Origin of the sequence: Aeromonas sp. Y293-4 (genome assembly GCF_027705905.1) — a bacterium.
In the GTDB taxonomy this organism is placed as follows: Bacteria; Pseudomonadota; Gammaproteobacteria; order Enterobacterales; family Aeromonadaceae; genus Aeromonas; species Aeromonas veronii.
In genome coordinates, this window is sequence record NZ_JAPDCI010000032.1 from 1 (window position 1) to 15,464 (window position 15,464).

At 57.3% G+C, this 15,464-nt stretch carries 16 protein-coding genes and 1 pseudogene; 4 read left to right on the plus strand and 13 right to left on the minus strand.

Annotated features, from left to right (window positions below; translation table 11 throughout):
- Positions 1-656: 656 nt before the first annotated feature.
- From OKC31_RS20690 to OKC31_RS20740, 11 genes are all read right to left on the minus strand, one after another.
- Entirely contained in the window at positions 657-929 is a 273-nt protein-coding gene (locus OKC31_RS20690) for a hypothetical protein (RefSeq protein ID WP_270657579.1), read from the minus strand.
- Positions 930-948: 19 nt separating this feature from the next.
- Positions 949-1,122, minus strand: coding sequence for a hypothetical protein (locus OKC31_RS20695; protein ID WP_270657580.1), 174 nt, complete (start codon positions 1,120-1,122; stop codon positions 949-951).
- 17 nt (positions 1,123-1,139) lie between these two features.
- Positions 1,140-1,430, minus strand: a complete 291-nt coding sequence (locus tag OKC31_RS20700; RefSeq protein ID WP_270657581.1) for a hypothetical protein — start codon at positions 1,428-1,430, stop codon at positions 1,140-1,142.
- Between the two features lie 1,217 nt (positions 1,431-2,647).
- Complete coding sequence (locus OKC31_RS20705) at positions 2,648-2,956, minus strand: hypothetical protein (RefSeq protein WP_270657582.1); 309 nt, start codon at positions 2,954-2,956, stop codon at positions 2,648-2,650.
- Positions 2,946-3,590 (minus strand): AAA family ATPase, encoded by a 645-nt coding sequence (locus OKC31_RS20710; RefSeq protein WP_270657584.1) that lies wholly within the window; start codon positions 3,588-3,590, stop codon positions 2,946-2,948. The genes OKC31_RS20705 and OKC31_RS20710 overlap by 11 nt, the downstream gene beginning before the upstream one ends.
- Positions 3,591-3,901: 311 nt before the next feature.
- Complete coding sequence (locus OKC31_RS20715; protein WP_270657585.1) at positions 3,902-4,114, minus strand: hypothetical protein; 213 nt, start codon at positions 4,112-4,114, stop codon at positions 3,902-3,904.
- Between the two features lie 118 nt (positions 4,115-4,232).
- Positions 4,233-4,487, minus strand: coding sequence for a hypothetical protein (locus OKC31_RS20720; RefSeq protein WP_270657587.1), 255 nt, complete (start codon positions 4,485-4,487; stop codon positions 4,233-4,235).
- A gap of 34 nt (positions 4,488-4,521) precedes the next feature.
- Positions 4,522-5,100: a DUF262 domain-containing protein gene (locus OKC31_RS20725; protein ID WP_270657588.1), complete on the minus strand. Its 579-nt coding sequence runs from the start codon at positions 5,098-5,100 to the stop codon at positions 4,522-4,524.
- Between the two features lie 105 nt (positions 5,101-5,205).
- Positions 5,206-5,397 (minus strand): XRE family transcriptional regulator, encoded by a 192-nt coding sequence (locus OKC31_RS20730; RefSeq protein WP_270657590.1) that lies wholly within the window; start codon positions 5,395-5,397, stop codon positions 5,206-5,208.
- 88 nt (positions 5,398-5,485) lie between these two features.
- Positions 5,486-8,047, minus strand: a complete 2,562-nt coding sequence (locus OKC31_RS20735; RefSeq protein WP_270657591.1) for a phosphoadenosine phosphosulfate reductase domain-containing protein — start codon at positions 8,045-8,047, stop codon at positions 5,486-5,488.
- Positions 8,040-8,288: a hypothetical protein gene (locus tag OKC31_RS20740; RefSeq protein ID WP_270657592.1), complete on the minus strand. Its 249-nt coding sequence runs from the start codon at positions 8,286-8,288 to the stop codon at positions 8,040-8,042. Before OKC31_RS20740 ends, OKC31_RS20735 begins: the two co-directional genes overlap by 8 nt.
- 98 nt (positions 8,289-8,386) lie before the next feature.
- Here OKC31_RS20740 and OKC31_RS20745 point away from each other — a divergent pair, with 98 nt between their 5' ends.
- The 4 genes from OKC31_RS20745 to OKC31_RS20760 all read left to right on the plus strand — a co-directional run bounded on the left by OKC31_RS20745 (position 8,387) and on the right by OKC31_RS20760 (position 13,234).
- Positions 8,387-9,412 (plus strand): DNA sulfur modification protein DndB, encoded by a 1,026-nt coding sequence (locus OKC31_RS20745; RefSeq protein WP_270657593.1) that lies wholly within the window; start codon positions 8,387-8,389, stop codon positions 9,410-9,412.
- A gap of 93 nt (positions 9,413-9,505) precedes the next feature.
- Positions 9,506-10,585: a hypothetical protein gene (locus OKC31_RS20750; protein WP_270657594.1), complete on the plus strand. Its 1,080-nt coding sequence runs from the start codon at positions 9,506-9,508 to the stop codon at positions 10,583-10,585.
- Positions 10,586-10,624: 39 nt separating this feature from the next.
- The gene (locus OKC31_RS20755) at positions 10,625-12,286 is read left to right on the plus strand and encodes an SLC13 family permease (protein WP_270657595.1); all 1,662 of its coding nucleotides are present in this window, start codon (positions 10,625-10,627) and stop codon (positions 12,284-12,286) included.
- Between the two features lie 126 nt (positions 12,287-12,412).
- On the plus strand, positions 12,413-13,234 hold the full coding sequence (locus OKC31_RS20760) for a shikimate 5-dehydrogenase (protein WP_270657597.1): 822 nt from the start codon (positions 12,413-12,415) through the stop codon (positions 13,232-13,234).
- 66 nt (positions 13,235-13,300) lie between these two features.
- Here the strand turns inward: OKC31_RS20760 and OKC31_RS20765 are convergent, their stop codons facing one another.
- Complete coding sequence (locus OKC31_RS20765) at positions 13,301-14,584, minus strand: histidine-type phosphatase (protein WP_270657599.1); 1,284 nt, start codon at positions 14,582-14,584, stop codon at positions 13,301-13,303.
- A gap of 159 nt (positions 14,585-14,743) precedes the next feature.
- Positions 14,744-15,388, minus strand: a pseudogene (locus tag OKC31_RS20770) (dicarboxylate/amino acid:cation symporter); the annotation flags it as partial.
- Positions 15,389-15,464: the final 76 nt, after the last annotated feature.

Sequence of the window (15,464 nt, forward strand, 5' to 3'; positions counted from 1 at the left end):
CACTAAAAACTGGGAATAACGCCTTAAATGGCGAAGAAACGGTCTAAATAGGCTGATTCAAGGCATTTACGGGAGAAGAAATCGGCTCAAACATGAAGAAATGAAATGACTGCGTCAGCCGAGAAGAATTTCCCCGCTTATTCGCACCTTCCTTAGGTAAAGTAACCTTAAACGGAAGCCTGCAATTTGAAGTAGATACAAGGTCTAAGAAGGAATGGGGCATAAACGTTTTAGAAATGGCAGTGTACTCTGATCGCTGCCATTTAAGTATGAATCTTTAATACTCAGTATGATTCTTTATTACTTAGTAACGAAACTTTATTCTACTCACAGTGGTCTGATGCGACCCAGCACATCACCCTGGCCATGCAGCCCAGTGCCTCGTTTGTGCCAAGGCTGGCGACTGCGGCCCCGATTTGCTCGGCAAACTCTCGATTGTCAGCCATGCCGTTTTTCCTCTTACTCAGAATCGAGTGACTTGACCAGGGAACGGGATGGGCACCACATCTGTTTTCCAGCTGATGCCCCGGTTGTCCGCTCTACGATCCAGCCCTCACCGTCTCGCTCAATAAGGCGCACTGTATTGCCGCTCTTGGCAAAAATTCTCACAACGCCCGCTTTCAGGTCGTCCATGGCCATGGTCTGTTTTTCCCCGATCAGTTGGTGAGGTACTGTTCGCACTCGCGCACCAGGGCGGCGAGCTGGTCATCAGACCAATCCGGCTTGCTGCGGATCAACAGCAGTTGGAAAAACATCCCCTGCGCCTCTTCGTCCAACTTCGTCGAGAAGGCAAACAGGCTAGGGGCCGGGGCGGCTGGCCGATAGTAAGACACAACTGCCTGAGCCAACCAGCGGGCCGACTCGCCGCCTTCCTCAAGGCGCTGGCGGATCTGCTCGGTGGTGAATCGCTGGTGATTTTCGTTACTCATAAGTCCGTTTTTTCCTCGATCAGTTTGGCTGAATGGCCGACAATCTTTCTTTCGCTTGCACAACCAGCTCAGCGGCAATCGCCTCAGCCATGGGGTCATCGTCCACTTGAGACATGTCAGCATCTACGATGGCCTGTAGCTCTTTCTGTGATGCGCCATCCAGGCGTTCTCTGACGTAATCCGTAATATTCATCCCGTTTTTCCTCTATCTCAGTGCTTGATGCACTGGTCATCAGATCCGAAAGCACTTTCCAGAGCCGCACTGATGGCGTGGCGCTGGGCTTCAAATTCGGGCATGGACGTTTCGAGAATCTTTTCGTAAGCGTCAGCCATGATCACCGCGATGATGCCATCATCAAGATCCAGCGTCCCACAGTAGGGGATGCGGGTATCAAAATCCGGCGACTTAACAAACAACTCGCCGCTCACAGACACGATGCACATTTCAACGCGATAGTCTGGGATGGTCAGCGTCTTGATTACTTCGATATGGTCGGCCATGCCGTCTTTCCTCTATCTACTGGCTCTTATCGAGCTGCCTACGATCTGGCAATCCAGCGGCAGCGTCGAGATCCCTCAGCTTTCCACTGTTTGCAATTCGGCTCATTTGCCGTTCAGTCACGCCCCATCGGATTCCGACCTCGGCCAGTGTCCAGCCTTTGCTACGGATGATTTGATGGAAGGCTCCATTCGCGTTTCTAGTCATATACGTCTAGTATGCCCTCAGTCTGCTGACCCGTCAAATATGTCTAGTTACATTTATCACAATCTCTGTTTCATGCCCATATCTGGGGAAAAAAAGAGGAAGTAAGCCATAAAGATGGCCCGTATAAGGGCCAACGGTAGCTGCGGCATGGTGTTCTAGGAAAGTTAGGGTGAGACTTTATTTTCAAGGATGAAACTCTATTTTCGGGGATGACACTTTATTTTCATCCCACACAAGCCGCCGGGGCTGGCCACCGGGCTACCTGGATCAGCCGACGGGCAGGCGCCGCGGCTGTGCCGGTCGGGGTGTGACATCGAGGCCTGCGGGTACCGGCGATCACCTGGGGCCGGGGCCGGTGTTCTCCTGGCCACTGGGCTACCGGGATCAGCCGCCGGGCGGGTGCCGGAGCTGTGCAAGTCGTGGTGTGACATCGAGGCCTGCGTGCCGACGGGCGCCTAGAAGACCAAGCCGCCGGGGCTGGCCACCGGGCTACCTGGATCATCCGACGGGCGGGCGCCGCGGCTGTGCCGGTCGGGGTGCGACATCGAGGCCTGCGGGTACCGGCGATCACCTAGTACCGGTGCCGGTGTTCTCCTGGCCACCAGGTTACCGGGATGAGCCGCCGGGCGGGTGCCGGAGCTGTGCAAGTCGTGGTGTGACATCGAGGCCTGCGGGTACCGGCGATCACCCGGGGCCGGTGCCGGTGTTCTCCTGGCCACCAGGTTACCGGGATGAGCTGCCGATCGGGTGCCGGTCGGGGTGTGACATCGAGGCCTGCGGGTACCGGCGACCACCTGGGGCCGGGGCCGCCGGGGTGGGCCCTGCCGATTGGGATTGGCCACCGGGCTACCGGGATGGCCTGGCCGACGGGCCGCTGCCGGAATGTGCCGGTTAGGTTTGGGCAATGAGAGCTGCGTTTGCGGTGATCAAGGATGGGCGATTGTCGATAGGGGCTAACACCTAGAGTGGAGTCTAGCCCCTATCGTTCGGGGTGGATGAACGGGAACTGTTCTCAACCCTTATTCAGCTTGTGATGACGCTCAAGATACTGCTTCAAGGCTATGTCTATGATGCCAGACGCATTCTTTGGCCCCTCTAACTCATTGGTCTTATTGAGGTAAGCAATCTCTTCAATCGCTTGCACATTGGCCTTATTGAGGGACAGAGTGATGCGGCGCCGCTGTTGTGTTTTCTCCTGACCGATTGGTAGCGGATCATCACCATAAACCTTGTCGGCCATTCGATTAGCTATCTGATCAGCCGTTTTATCAAGTTCAGCATCCGGTAATTCCTTCGCAGAACCTCTACGTTTAAGCACCACTTAACACCTCCTCAATCAGTGCGTTTATTTCAGCAGTGGCCTTGGGGTTGTTGAGCTCGACAACTGCTCGTCCATCACTCACCGCATCACGATACACTTTTCGGTGGTAGCCAATGGCTTTCAGTGGCGTGATGCCCTCAAAGTCCTTCATAAACTCCAAAAACTCATGACGTTCTTTACCTTGCAGAACTGGGTTCGTGGTGGCCATCGTTTGATAGCTAAAGACTTTCAGCTTGGGGTTTTGGTCCAACCAAGCGATTGTCTGTTGTTCAAGTTCCTCTAGGGTGTCCATGTCAAACTGACTGCACTGATGCGGGGCAATGACCACATCGGCCACCAGCCCGCCGGTCACCAACTCGCGGGAGTTCTTCCCTGAAACATCAACAATCACATAGTCATACTTGTTATCAAGGGAGCGCAGGGTCGAGGCGATATTGTCGAACTTTTCAACCAGGGTGATCTTTGGCTCATAGCCATTTTCTTCCCGAGTGTCATACCAGTTAGCCGCAGAGCGTTGCTTATCCGCGTTGAACAAGCAAACGTCATGTCCTCGAATGGCCAGCGCCACAGCCAAATTGACAGCGGTCGTGGTCTTACCCGCCCCGCCTTTATTACTGCCACTGATTATGATCATCGGTTGCCATCCTCCTACAGTAAGGCTCGCAAATGTGTGGTTATGTATGAAGTATGATGGATGATACGTCAAATGTGAAGTATGAAGTATGAGGTGTGATAACCAAAACTCTTCCAGTGAAGGTGATCATTGAGATGAGCAGAATGTGCGGCCCCTCCCAGTCGCAGTGCGACATTGAGGCCTGCGGGTACTGGTGAGCTCCTGTGATAGGGGCCGGTGAGCACCTGGCCAGCCGGTTAGATGGCACTGGTGTTCCTGGTCACCACCTCATTTTCGTGGTGCGACATCGAGGGCCGGGGCTTTCAGTTGGATTATTCCTTGGCCTTTCTGAGGTCGTTCTTTGCGGCTTCAAGGCACATTGCAGCAACCTGTTTCAGAAAGCCAAAAATTAACATAAAAGCCACTGTTGTAGGCAACAGTGCCAACGTTAAGCCATTGAAATCGCCTCTCAATTTGGCAAATGCCATAACGATCACAAAAGCAATTAGCCATACACCAAAAGTTGTTGATACCTTTATTAGCATTCGATTCCCAGCCCGATTCCATCGGCGTCCTGAAGGTTAAGGGCAATGCCCTTGGGGTGATCGTAACGAGCTGCATGAGCGGCATGCATGACTCGCGGCGTCTCGGACAGAGAGGATTTTATTGTTGTGCCTCCTGGCTTGAGTTTTCTTTGGTGCCGGCCAGTTTTGCCAGCGCAACCTCAATGACGAGATCCTCCGCCAGACGCATGTCACTATGGGGGAAAACTGGGCTCAGAATGTCAGCCAGTTCTCGCAATGCTGTTCCCTTATAAATCCCAGTCTCTCGCCATCCCACAATCTCTTGTGCACACTGCTGTGTATTCGCTTCTGCAAAGGCGCGGGCCGCCGGGTATACGTTCAGATAGTCAGTCATTTTCGGCATCCTGTACGTTGTGGGGACCTGCGGGTTATACAGCCCGGTCGGCTGCGGCGAGCAACCCTTTCACACGCTCGATTTCGCTTGTGCTATGTGGTGTCCCGCCAGAGTTAATGGCGAGGTAATACCGGAGTAAATCTGCTCGGTTCGCAAAGTTGTGAATGGCGAACTGCAAGCGGTAGCTGGGGCGATTTACGGCGTATTTTGAGCCGTCAAGGTCGCTGGCTTTCAGCCCGCCGAAGATGGCGATTTCACCGGCCATGAACATTCGGACCGTGGTTAGGCGCTGCAAGCCGTCGACAATCTGGATCTCGTTTGGAAGGTCACCGCCATGATTTTCATCGTCCCAGTGCGGAACGTTGAACTGGATGATGCGCTGGCTTTCCCCCACCGTGCCCCGGAAGATCCCCTCAATGAATGCGACCCGTTGCTCGTGCGTCCAGACATGGCCACGCTGGAAATCGGGTTCGAGGTTTAGGCCACCCCAATCCTGTTCGTATCCATTCAACTGGTGCTCGATATAACGGAACGAGGCGTCAATTGTGTAGCGCGGATTGGGAAGAGGACGGATCAGCTGATCCAGCGCAGCATTTTTCTCTTCGTAGCTCACAACGGTTTCTCCTGGGACATTTTTCGGTGTAATCGGGGTTAGAAGTTACGCCCCAGCTGATGACCAATAGTGAAATATATTTCACTTACTGGCAAGCAATATATTTCACATGCGAATGACGATAGGAAGGTTGGCCACCGCGTCGTCATAGTACCTTGGGCGTTCAGCGTCAGCCACAATCTGCTGAATGCGCCGCCGCGTCATACCCCACCTGACGGCAAGCAAGTCAGCCGTCCAACCTTTGCCATCCAGAACAGCCTTGAACTCATCAGGTGACAGCGGCTTAATTTCGACCATGTCAACCCCTTTAATCCGTGCAATATATTTCGCATTATACTGATGTGTCGATAGTGTGTCGATATAGTGGCGCCTGTGGCCCACCGGGCTAGGCGCACTTGGCGTAACGATACAACTGTTGTAACTGTTCGATGTAGCCACTGGCCCCGGTCAGATCCTTGATGATGGCCATGCCGCCCCCTTGTGCCACGAATACCGGTACGAGACCCACGCAGGAGCCCTCACCACACGCCTTGATGGCATCGGCCACCAGCACCAGTGCCTCCACACGGGCAGACTGCAAGGTACGCAAAGCACGTTGCTGGAGTAGCTTGAGGCGAGTGTTGTGTTCACGACCCCGGCCCTTATGCAGACATGCGATAGATGGCAGGAGGCACAGCATGCGCTCAGGGCGGCTAAATAGCTGGTGGATGGCCTGCAACTGCACGGAGATCACCTGCTGGAGCTCGCTGTAGTTAACGCCATCAAAAACCCACCCAGCCCCCATCTGGGAAACGGTCAGTCCAACACTCAGTCGGCGTGATTCAAGCTGACGAGCGAGTACCAGCACACCGTCCACCGCCAAGCCAAGGTCGGCCCACTGTTGCTCTACCGAAGGGATGCTTACCGGAAGGAGTGAGCTTGGTGCTGGCTTAATCGTCTCCTTCATTACCGCCTCATACTCAGCCTGGGAGATGCAGTTGGCCAACATCAACGGGTTACCATCCTCAAGCTGGCTCATGCCTGCAATCTCGTATAGTTCGGCACGCGCCATCATCCGTGCTGTGTTGCGCTGGGCCTGCACGGACAGGCTCAACACCCCCTCGCTCAGTAGACGACGCAGAGCAACAGAGCTGCGGCGGTCCAGCTGGCCCAAATCACCCAGGTAGTCATCAATCATCGGGCCGGTGATCCACTCAGCAGCGTCCTGGTCGATGGTATAACCGCAATCACCGTCATCCGGGCGTGTGACGACCGGGACAACCAAGGTATCCCCGAACCACCCACGGAAGGTGGCGCCTTCCAGCGTGCCATAGCAGACGGGCGCAGTAGCAATCTCTTTGCGCACCTGTTTTGTCGCGCCCCCGCAGTTGCCGAAGGAAAGGGAGTCGAGGTCGGCCAGGTAGCGATCAAACACGCCGGTCGCCTCGATGTCCGACAACGACATCAGCTCCGGGTCGTTGCCAATGGGGTAATAGACCGGCGCCGGGATCGGGTCTTTGAACCGCTCGCCATCAAGGGCTGGGTACGGCACGCTGATGTTCTGGTGGTTGACCTCCTTCCAGATGGATAGCGCGGTGAAAGGCGCCAGCCGATAGCCGTCACGGCTCCAGAGCGCATCAATCAGCAGCAGTTGGCTTGGTGTAACGAGCTCGAACGTGGGCTGGGCCATGTCTTCGAGGTACCAACGTAGCCACTCTACGCGTTGTGCAGGCGTGAGCTTGTCATCGTTCGCAATGGCCACCACCCCTGAGTCGGCCATCCACTCTCCGGTGAGCAATCTTTCACGGAAGTCATCGGCACGACGCTGCTCATCTCGATCAGCTTGCAGCAACCACCGCAGCACCTCCGTCATCCAGTCTTCGTTGAATGTGTTCGCTTGCAGCTTGAGGTACCCATCATCGCTGGGCTTGCGAGCGATAAAGCGGCGATAGGCCATGTTGCTAAAGTTGCGCGACAGCCAGTTGCGGATCGCCAGCAGGTTTTCTAACTGGGGGAACTGGGGCAGGTCGGTCAGGCTTTCGGCCTGCTTGTCGTTGTTGACCACTGTGCAGAGCGCACAGCCACCCCGCAGGGACGATCCACCGCAGCCAACATTGCTCGCCAGGGAGGATGAGCCGGTGATGGGGCACTGGGACTCGTCCTGGTCGTCGTACATACGACGGAGGTAAAACGTAGAGGAGTCCCAGTACGGCAGGCTGTTGCCGTATTCACGGCTTGCGCCCTCACCCAGGCAGCGCAGCAAGAGCCACACTTCGGCAGTTGTCAGGTCGACAATTGGCGCGACATCGCGGTTACCGTTGTTGTGGACGACAGTAGCATTCTGGAGACCGATCTCACGAATCGACTGGGCACGGCTGGCGCTTTCGTCGAGTCGCACGCCGGTCGCAGTCACGATCTCAGGGTAGGCGCGGGCCAGACCCCGTTCCACGCGCTTCAACGGGTCTTGCTTGAGTACAATGGAGCAATCCGCCGTGGCCGACGCGCCCACGGTCAGCAGCTTGAGTCCACCCACGTACATCACCGGCCACGAATAGCGGTCTTCGGGTGAGGCGGTAATGAGCTCGTGCGCTATCCCTTCCTTGTCTAGGTATTCACCCAGTAGCCTCATCTGACGAGTGGCGTATTGATGCATCACCGGATTTTCAATGCGCGTGTCACCATGCGTCACGATCAGCGGGCCCGCCACCGGCAAACCGCGCTGCTTGGCGCGGCGGTGTCCTTCAACGATGAGCGCCAACAGGAGTGTGCTGTCTTTACCGAATGAGCTTGCCACGCGCAGGACATGTTCTTGGATCAAGGGGATCACACGGCCATCCACCAACTCATCAAAGAGCTCTTGAGCGGATTCAAAGATGAGCTCGCGCCGGGGGTCGATGTTGGCCACGGCCAGCTCACCCCCCAGGATCGCCATCTCGAACTGGGCATAACCGGCTACCTGGTTAAACATGGGCTTCTCCGACTTCGACTGAAACAACCCATTCCTGTCCTTGAACAGGGACAATGCACGGTACCAAGACCAGCTCTTTGGCGGCGGCCCATTTGCTCAGGAGACTATGGAAAGGGGCACTCGCAGAGGACATGCGCAGGGCACCATTGCCGTGCTGTTTCCGCCACGCTCGATTGACGAGCATCATGGCCTCTTCACATTCAAGGCCGTTCAGCTCTAGTACCTGATATTCGTTGCTCATAGTGTCGCCTCCTGAACTCGTGAATTAATTATTGTCTATCCCGCCGGGATAGTCCATAATTCATTTCATAAATTTGAGACCGCCACGGGAACCACGACATGACTACTCGCATCATCGCTTTCAAAGGCTCATTTGGTCGCTTCGATACCTACACCTGCTCTGTGAGCACGCAGGCCCTACCTGCCATGTTTGCGGCTTACTATGAGGGAATCTCACACGAGTCAGATCCGCAGCTTCGTGCCCAACGTGCGTTAGACATGCTGCATGTGAAGCGGATCGTGAATTACCTGGACCGGTCGGTACGGGCCTTTGGATCGCCAATTGCCACTGCCCGCGTCGTGAGCGTGACGCCGCTACCCGCAGCCCCAGGCCTCGTTGAAGTCGAGCTGGATGACCTCTACCTGGTCGATGGCCAGAAGCGAGTCAAGGCTTGCATCATTCGGGCTATGGACGAACCCGAGTGGAACGACACCATCCCACTTCATATCGTCGGTGCAACTACACTGCGCGACAAACAGCAGCTCTTTAGCTCCATCAACAGCACGGCGGCCAAAGTTAGCCCTTCGCTCAACGCCATCTACGATCACGCCAATCCGCTGTCTGCATTCATCCCGCAAAACTTCCCGGCGGAGGTGTTGGAGTGTGAAAAGTCAGTGGTGTCCAAGTCGTCAAACAAGCTGGTGACCCCGGCCATCCTCAAAGAGGCCATGTGCATATTGCTGGGTACCAGTCAGAAGCAATTGGCTTCACTCCCCCTTGAGAAGATGGAGGCGAGCTGGGACAAGTGGCACCCCTATATGAACGAGCTCTGGGCTGTCTATGAGGCCATGAGCAAAGCCACGGGGGGATTGCCCGCCATGCGCGACCTGTCTATCCTGCCTCACAATGTGGGTTTCCTTGCCATTGTCCGGTTGTTCCCCTTGATGGATTCCCCGGCTGATCTGTGGCGGCTGGTGGACCTTGAGCGTGATGGATTGACTTACCGCGCAAGTGGCTTATGGGATGGCCGATGCGTGATGCTCGGTGCCATCAAGAAGTCCGGTGAATCCGTTGTGATGACTGCGGCTCTGCTCGGCATTCAGCTCAAGCTGGAGCTGGACGACAACCTGAAACTCTATCTCTAATTACCGTACTGCGACCCCTCGCCCGGCCAGCGCCGGGTGCATTGTCGCACCAAGACTTTTACCGCGGCGCCTCAATAGGCCCAAGGAGTTTTCATGACCCTATCGTTTCCCGAGCTCATGTTATATCCGGACCACATGAAATCTGTTCGGCTTTACCTTTCCCACATCCACCAGCAGGCCACCCCATTCTCACAGGCCGACATGGCGAAGCTGTTCAGTTGCAATAACCTCAACAGCTACGCCAAATGGGAGCGACAAGTTAATACCGTGCCGGACATGCTGTTGCGCCTCATGCAGGTTCAGATCCATTTCGAGCATCAAAAGCTCAACATGTATGAGAATGATGAACAGTCCATTGGCTTGTTCATGAGCTTTCACCAGAAACCAAGCTCATTGCTTGTCCCTCCTCCCGCGCAAGCAAACCTGAACCCCGCGCTCAGTAAGGCGCTTTACGATGCAGCATGGGCGTTTGGGCACTCATTCAAGACCGATGGGTTTGACTGGGGCCTTTTCGCCAAGGGAGCGTTGACGATTACCCCGGCGTTTGGGGCCACACATCGAATCCGAGCTCCCTTCATCTACCTGGTTGACGAGTTACTGCGAAAAGACGGTGAGCCACCGATGTCCCAGCAAGACATTGAGCGTATTCGAGCTGAGACATCAGGCATGCGCCCAGGTGATGAACAGCAAGTCGTGAAAACTGAGTTTTTTGATGTCGTTGTGAGAGACAACTCCATGGAGTTCCAGATCAAGGGCGCTGACCGCAAGAGATTGTTGGAGCAACGATTTGAAGATGCAGGGAAACAAGCACGAACAGACATGGCGCCTCAATGGAACAGTTTTGAGTTCATTGCGGCTGGCCGGTCGGTATTGACCAAAAAGTGCACCGTCGGTGATGATCCCAGCGTTCTCCAGATGCGGAATTTTATCGGCACTGACATGAAGGCAAAGTTCACTTTATTGACCCATCTGGAATCCGCGATGTATGCACAGCTCGGGAAGCAACCGCCGCGCCCGGAAAATTCTGCTGGCCACCAGCTCTGGAAGGCTTTGCGTAACGGGGAGCAAGGTACCGAAACCGACATGCTCGTTCTGGCCCTGGATAAGCGACACTTGACTATCAGGATCAAGCGCAATGTGATGCAACTCTTCACCGCTCTGAGAGACAGTTAAAAGCAGGTGCAAAAAAGGGCAGCTAAGTAGCTGCCCTTTTTGATACCTGCAATTGCATGTTCAGCGTACCCCCGCACCGGCGTCGCCTACCGGGTCGGCGATTGGCTGCTGCGCCTCTCCGGCGACAGCGAATTGCGGCTCGTCAGCCTGCTGATGGTGTCGGTGGCGGCCTTGGGCTCGGTGATGAGCTCTACCGGTGTGGTGGCGATCTTCATTCCGGTGGCCTTGAGCCTGGCCAGTCGGGTGGGCGTGCCACCGTCACGCATCATGATGCCTTTGAGCATGGCGGGCCTGATCAGCGGCATGCTGACGCTGGTGGCCACGCCGCCGAACCTGGTGGTCAGCAGCGAGCTGGAGCGTCAGGGGCTGGCGGGGCTGAATTTTTTCGATATTACGCCGCTGGGGCTGTTGATCCTGCTGCTGGGTATCGGCTACATGCGCCTGCTGGGCAATCGGCTGCTCAGCGGTGTGCCGCCACAAGCGCGTGATCATCAAGGTCGGCGACACATGCAGGAGCTGATCAGCCGCTATCAGCTGGCCGATCGCGCCTGCCGGCTGCAGATCCAGCCTGGCTCGTCGCTGATTGGCCCGACGCTGGAACAGCTGCGCCTGCGCGCCCGCTTCGGCGCCAATGTGCTCGGCATAGAGCGGCGTCGCGGCTTTCACCATCAGCTGGTCGGGGTCACCACCCAGAGTCAGTTCGAGGCGCACGATGTGCTGCTGGTGGATCTGGTTGGCGCCGCAGAGGATGTTCAGGCGTTCTGCCAGCAGTGCCGGTTACAGCCGCTGCCACTACGTGGCCAGTACTTTTCCGAACATGCCCGCAGTGTCGGTCTGGCCGAGGTGTTGCTGATCCCCGATTCGCGGCTGCTGGGGAAGACGTTGCGGCAACTGGCGTTTCGCCGTGAATACCGGCTGAGCGTGGTCGGCATCCAGCGTCAGGGGCAGGCGCTGACCGACGGTCTGCTCGATGAACCGCTGCAGTTGGCCGACACCCTGCTGGTGGCGGGTGAATGGAAGCAGATCCGTTACCTGCAACAGCACAAACGCGACTTCCTGTTATTCGATCTGCCGGCAGAAGTGGACGAAATGGCGCCGGCACAAAATCAGGCGCCGCTGGCGCTGATGTGCGTGGCACTGATGGTCGGTTTGATGATCAGCGGCTGGGTGCCGAATGTGATCGCCGCGCTGCTGGCCTGTCTGCTGTTGGGACTGTTTCGCTGTGTGGATATGGAGAGCGCCTACCGCAGCATCCAGTGGCCAACGCTGCTGTTGATCATCGGCATGATGCCGTTTGCCACCGCACTGCAAAAAAGTGGCGCCCTGGCGTTGCTGGTAGACAGCATGAGCCAGCTGTTTGGCGATCTGTCACCCCGGTTGATGCTGATGGTGCTGTTTGTGCTCGCCGCCAGCATAGGGCTGTTTATCTCCAACACCGCCACGGCGCTGTTGCTGGCCCCGGTGGCCATCGGCATCGCCCAGCAGATGGGGCTGTCACCCTATCCGTTCGCCATCACGGTGGCGATTGCCGCCTCGGCGGCCTTCATGACGCCGGTCTCCTCCCCCGTCAACACCCTGGTGCTGGTGCCCGGTGGCTACCGTTTCAGCGACTTTATCCGACTCGGCGTGCCGTTCACGCTGCTGGTGATGGCGGTCACCGTGCTGGTGGTGCCACTGCTGTTTCCGTTTCAGCCCGGCTAAGCCATGCTGCGGCAAAAAGCGGAAACAAAAAAAGCGCACCCAGCCCTTTTTTGTCTGCGCCACCGCCGGCATGCTAGCGCCGTCATTTGCTGCCGGCATGCCTCGCCGGCCCACTGAGGAATCATCATGACCCGTCTTCTGAACAAGGACACCGTTGTCTGCATGTCGCTGTCGGCACGGCCCAGCAATTTCGGTACCCGCTTTCACAACTTTCTGTATGACGCCCTGAACCTCGACTACCTGTACAAGGCGTTTGCCACTGATGACATCGTCGGCGCCATCGCCGGGGTGCGTGCGTTACGTATCCGTGGCTGCGCGATCTCGATGCCATTCAAGGAGGCGGTGATCCCCCTGGTCGATGAACTCGATGCCTCGGCGCGCGCCATCGACTCGGTGAATACCGTGGTGAACACAGATGGCCACCTCAAGGCCTATAACACCGATTACCTCGCCATCTACCAGTTGCTGCAACAGTATCGGGTTGATCAGGCACGCCCCTTCATTCTGCAAGGCTGCGGCGGCATGGCCAAGGCGGTGGCGGCCGCCCTCAAGGCGCTCGGCTTTGCGCACGGCACCCTGGTGGCGCGTAATGAGCACAGCGGTCGGACGCTGGCCACATTATACGGCTATGACTGGGCACCGAGCTGTGACGGCCTGAGTGCCGATCTGCTGATCAACGCCACGCCGCTGGGCATGGCCGGTGGCGTCGAAGCCAGTCAACTGGCGTTCGCCGAGCCGCTGATCGCCCGCGCCAGCGTGGTATTCGATGTGGTGGCGATGCCGGAGCTGACCCCGTTGATCCGCAACGCCCGCGCACAGCACAAAGTGGTGATCACCGGCGCCGAGGTGTTTGCGCTGCAGGCCGTGGAGCAGTTTGTGCTCTACACCGGCATTCGCCCTGATGCCACGCTGTTTGCCGCGGCGGCCCGTCATGCCCGCGGCGGCTGACCCTGCCCACGCACAAAAAAAGCCGCGGCCACAAGGCAACGGCTTTTCCATGGCTAACACCAACACTCACAGCTTCAGGCAAGCCGGTTGCAGTTTTTGCTGGGTAATCGTCATAAAACGCGTCAGTGGACAGGCACCGTTGACCGACTGGGTCTGACATTCCGGCAACGCCAGCGTCACCACCCCAGGAGGTGTCGCCAGTGACAACGGGGTCTGTGCGCGCAGCTGATCCAGCGTTTGGTAGACAAACTGCATCCGCACCCAGTACTGCTGCTGACTATCCTGCCAGCGCTCCACCACCAGCTCACCGGCCGGCGGGGTATTATCCGGTTGCCCCGGCAGACTCCACTGCACGCCTAACAGGCCGGCCAGGTTCGCCAGATTGGTGTCGTGTCCGACCAGCAACTCAAGCCGGGCCTTGTCATTGGACTTCAGCGCCTGCTGAATGCGCGCCATCAGCGGTGACGCCTTGAAACGCGCGATATAGGGCGTCTGCTGCGCAATGCGGAACTGGGTATTGTGCACGGCCAGCAGGCTTTGCCACTGCGCCGGCGTGAATGCATGGCCCCAGGCCACAGATTGCGCCGGCATGCCGTCGGCGTATTCGAGCAAGAAGATCTCACCCAGCGTGCTGCCCAGCGCCAGATTGCCCTCCAACTTGACACTGCCATCGGCACTGGCGCTGAGCTTGCCCGGATACGCGGCCATCAGCGAGCAGCCTGACGCACCGTGCTGCTTGCAATAAGGTGAGTTGGCAAAATCCAGCACCTGCTCCAGTTGTTGCAATGCCGGTTGATACGTGGCCGACAGCGCCGCGACATCCCCTCCTGCCGCTTTTTGCGCGGCCGCCAGCGCCTGTTGCTTGTCGGCGCGACAGACGCCCGCCTCCAATGGATGGAATAGCGGATCCAGCTTGTGGGTATCAGATTGGGACTGGATCTTGAGGCCACAATTGGGGGCGAACCCATCCAGCCAGGCCTGGCCAGTCATCCGGGTGCGCTGATCGGTATCAGCCCAGCTCAACAGTGTACCTTCGGCCGGACAAGCAGACGTAAACAGCCCGGCCTGCTGCAGATGCTCACGATAATAGCCGCCGAGCAGGGTGACCAACTTGGCCCCGGTCGGCGTTAAATGGCCCAGTGGCGCCGACCAGGTGGGCCAGGTTTGCGCCGTGATCTCGCTCATCTGTCGCGTCATCTTGGTGGGGGGACGCACCCCGTGCCGACTGACAATGATGACCTTGTTCAAACGCCAGGAGGGATCAGGTTGGCGATTTTCTGCCTGCACCGAAAAAGAAGAAACACCCAGAGCAGTGCTCAGACAGAGCGAGACGACAAGAAGCGGTTTCATAGTGAACTCCAGCATGAATGCCGATAGGTGGCTCCTCAGAGTAGCGCCAAATGAGCGTGAGTCACAATCTACACCGCCGCTTTATTTATGCCCGGCACGGATAACAACAAAAAGGCCTGACACGGGGTCAGGCCTTGAAGGGCACGCTATGCCCAGCCGTTAGCTTTCGCTGGCTTCGGCGGGGTGTAACGCCACCGGCGCGGCAACCTGTGCGGCCTGCTGTCTGGCCCAGGCTTCGTCGTCCATCGCCTCGTCCAGCGCGCCTTCACTGCGCGAGACTACGCAGGAGGCAATCGCATTGCCCAGTACGTTGGTCGCTGAACGCCCCATATCGAGGAAATGGTCCACCCCCAGCAGCAGCAAAATGCCAGCTTCGGGGATGTGGAACTGGGTCAGGGTCGCCGCGATCACCACGAGTGAGGCCCGCGGCACACCCGCCATCCCTTTGGAGGTCACCATCAGCAACAGCAACATTGTGATCTGCTGGCCAAACGACAGATCGATGCCATAGGCCTGGGCAATGAACAGGGTGGCGAAGGTGCAGTACATCATGGAGCCATCGAGGTTAAACGAATACCCCATCGGCATCACGAAGCTGGCAATGCGCTTGGAACAGCCAAACTGTTCGAGGCGTTGCAGCGTCTTTGGATAAGCCGCCTCGGAGCTGGCAGTCGAGAACGCCAGCAGAGCCGGTTCACGAATTGCGGCCAGCAGCTTGAGTACCCGTCGCCCGAGGAACAAGCCGCCCATCGCCAGCAATACGCACCACAGCAGGCCCAGGGACAAATAGAATTGCGCCATGAAGGGGTTCTAGGGATTTTCCGTCCAAAAACGACAAAGTGCTCTGGAGGCCGCGCCGTCCGTGGCCTCCAGAGGGGTA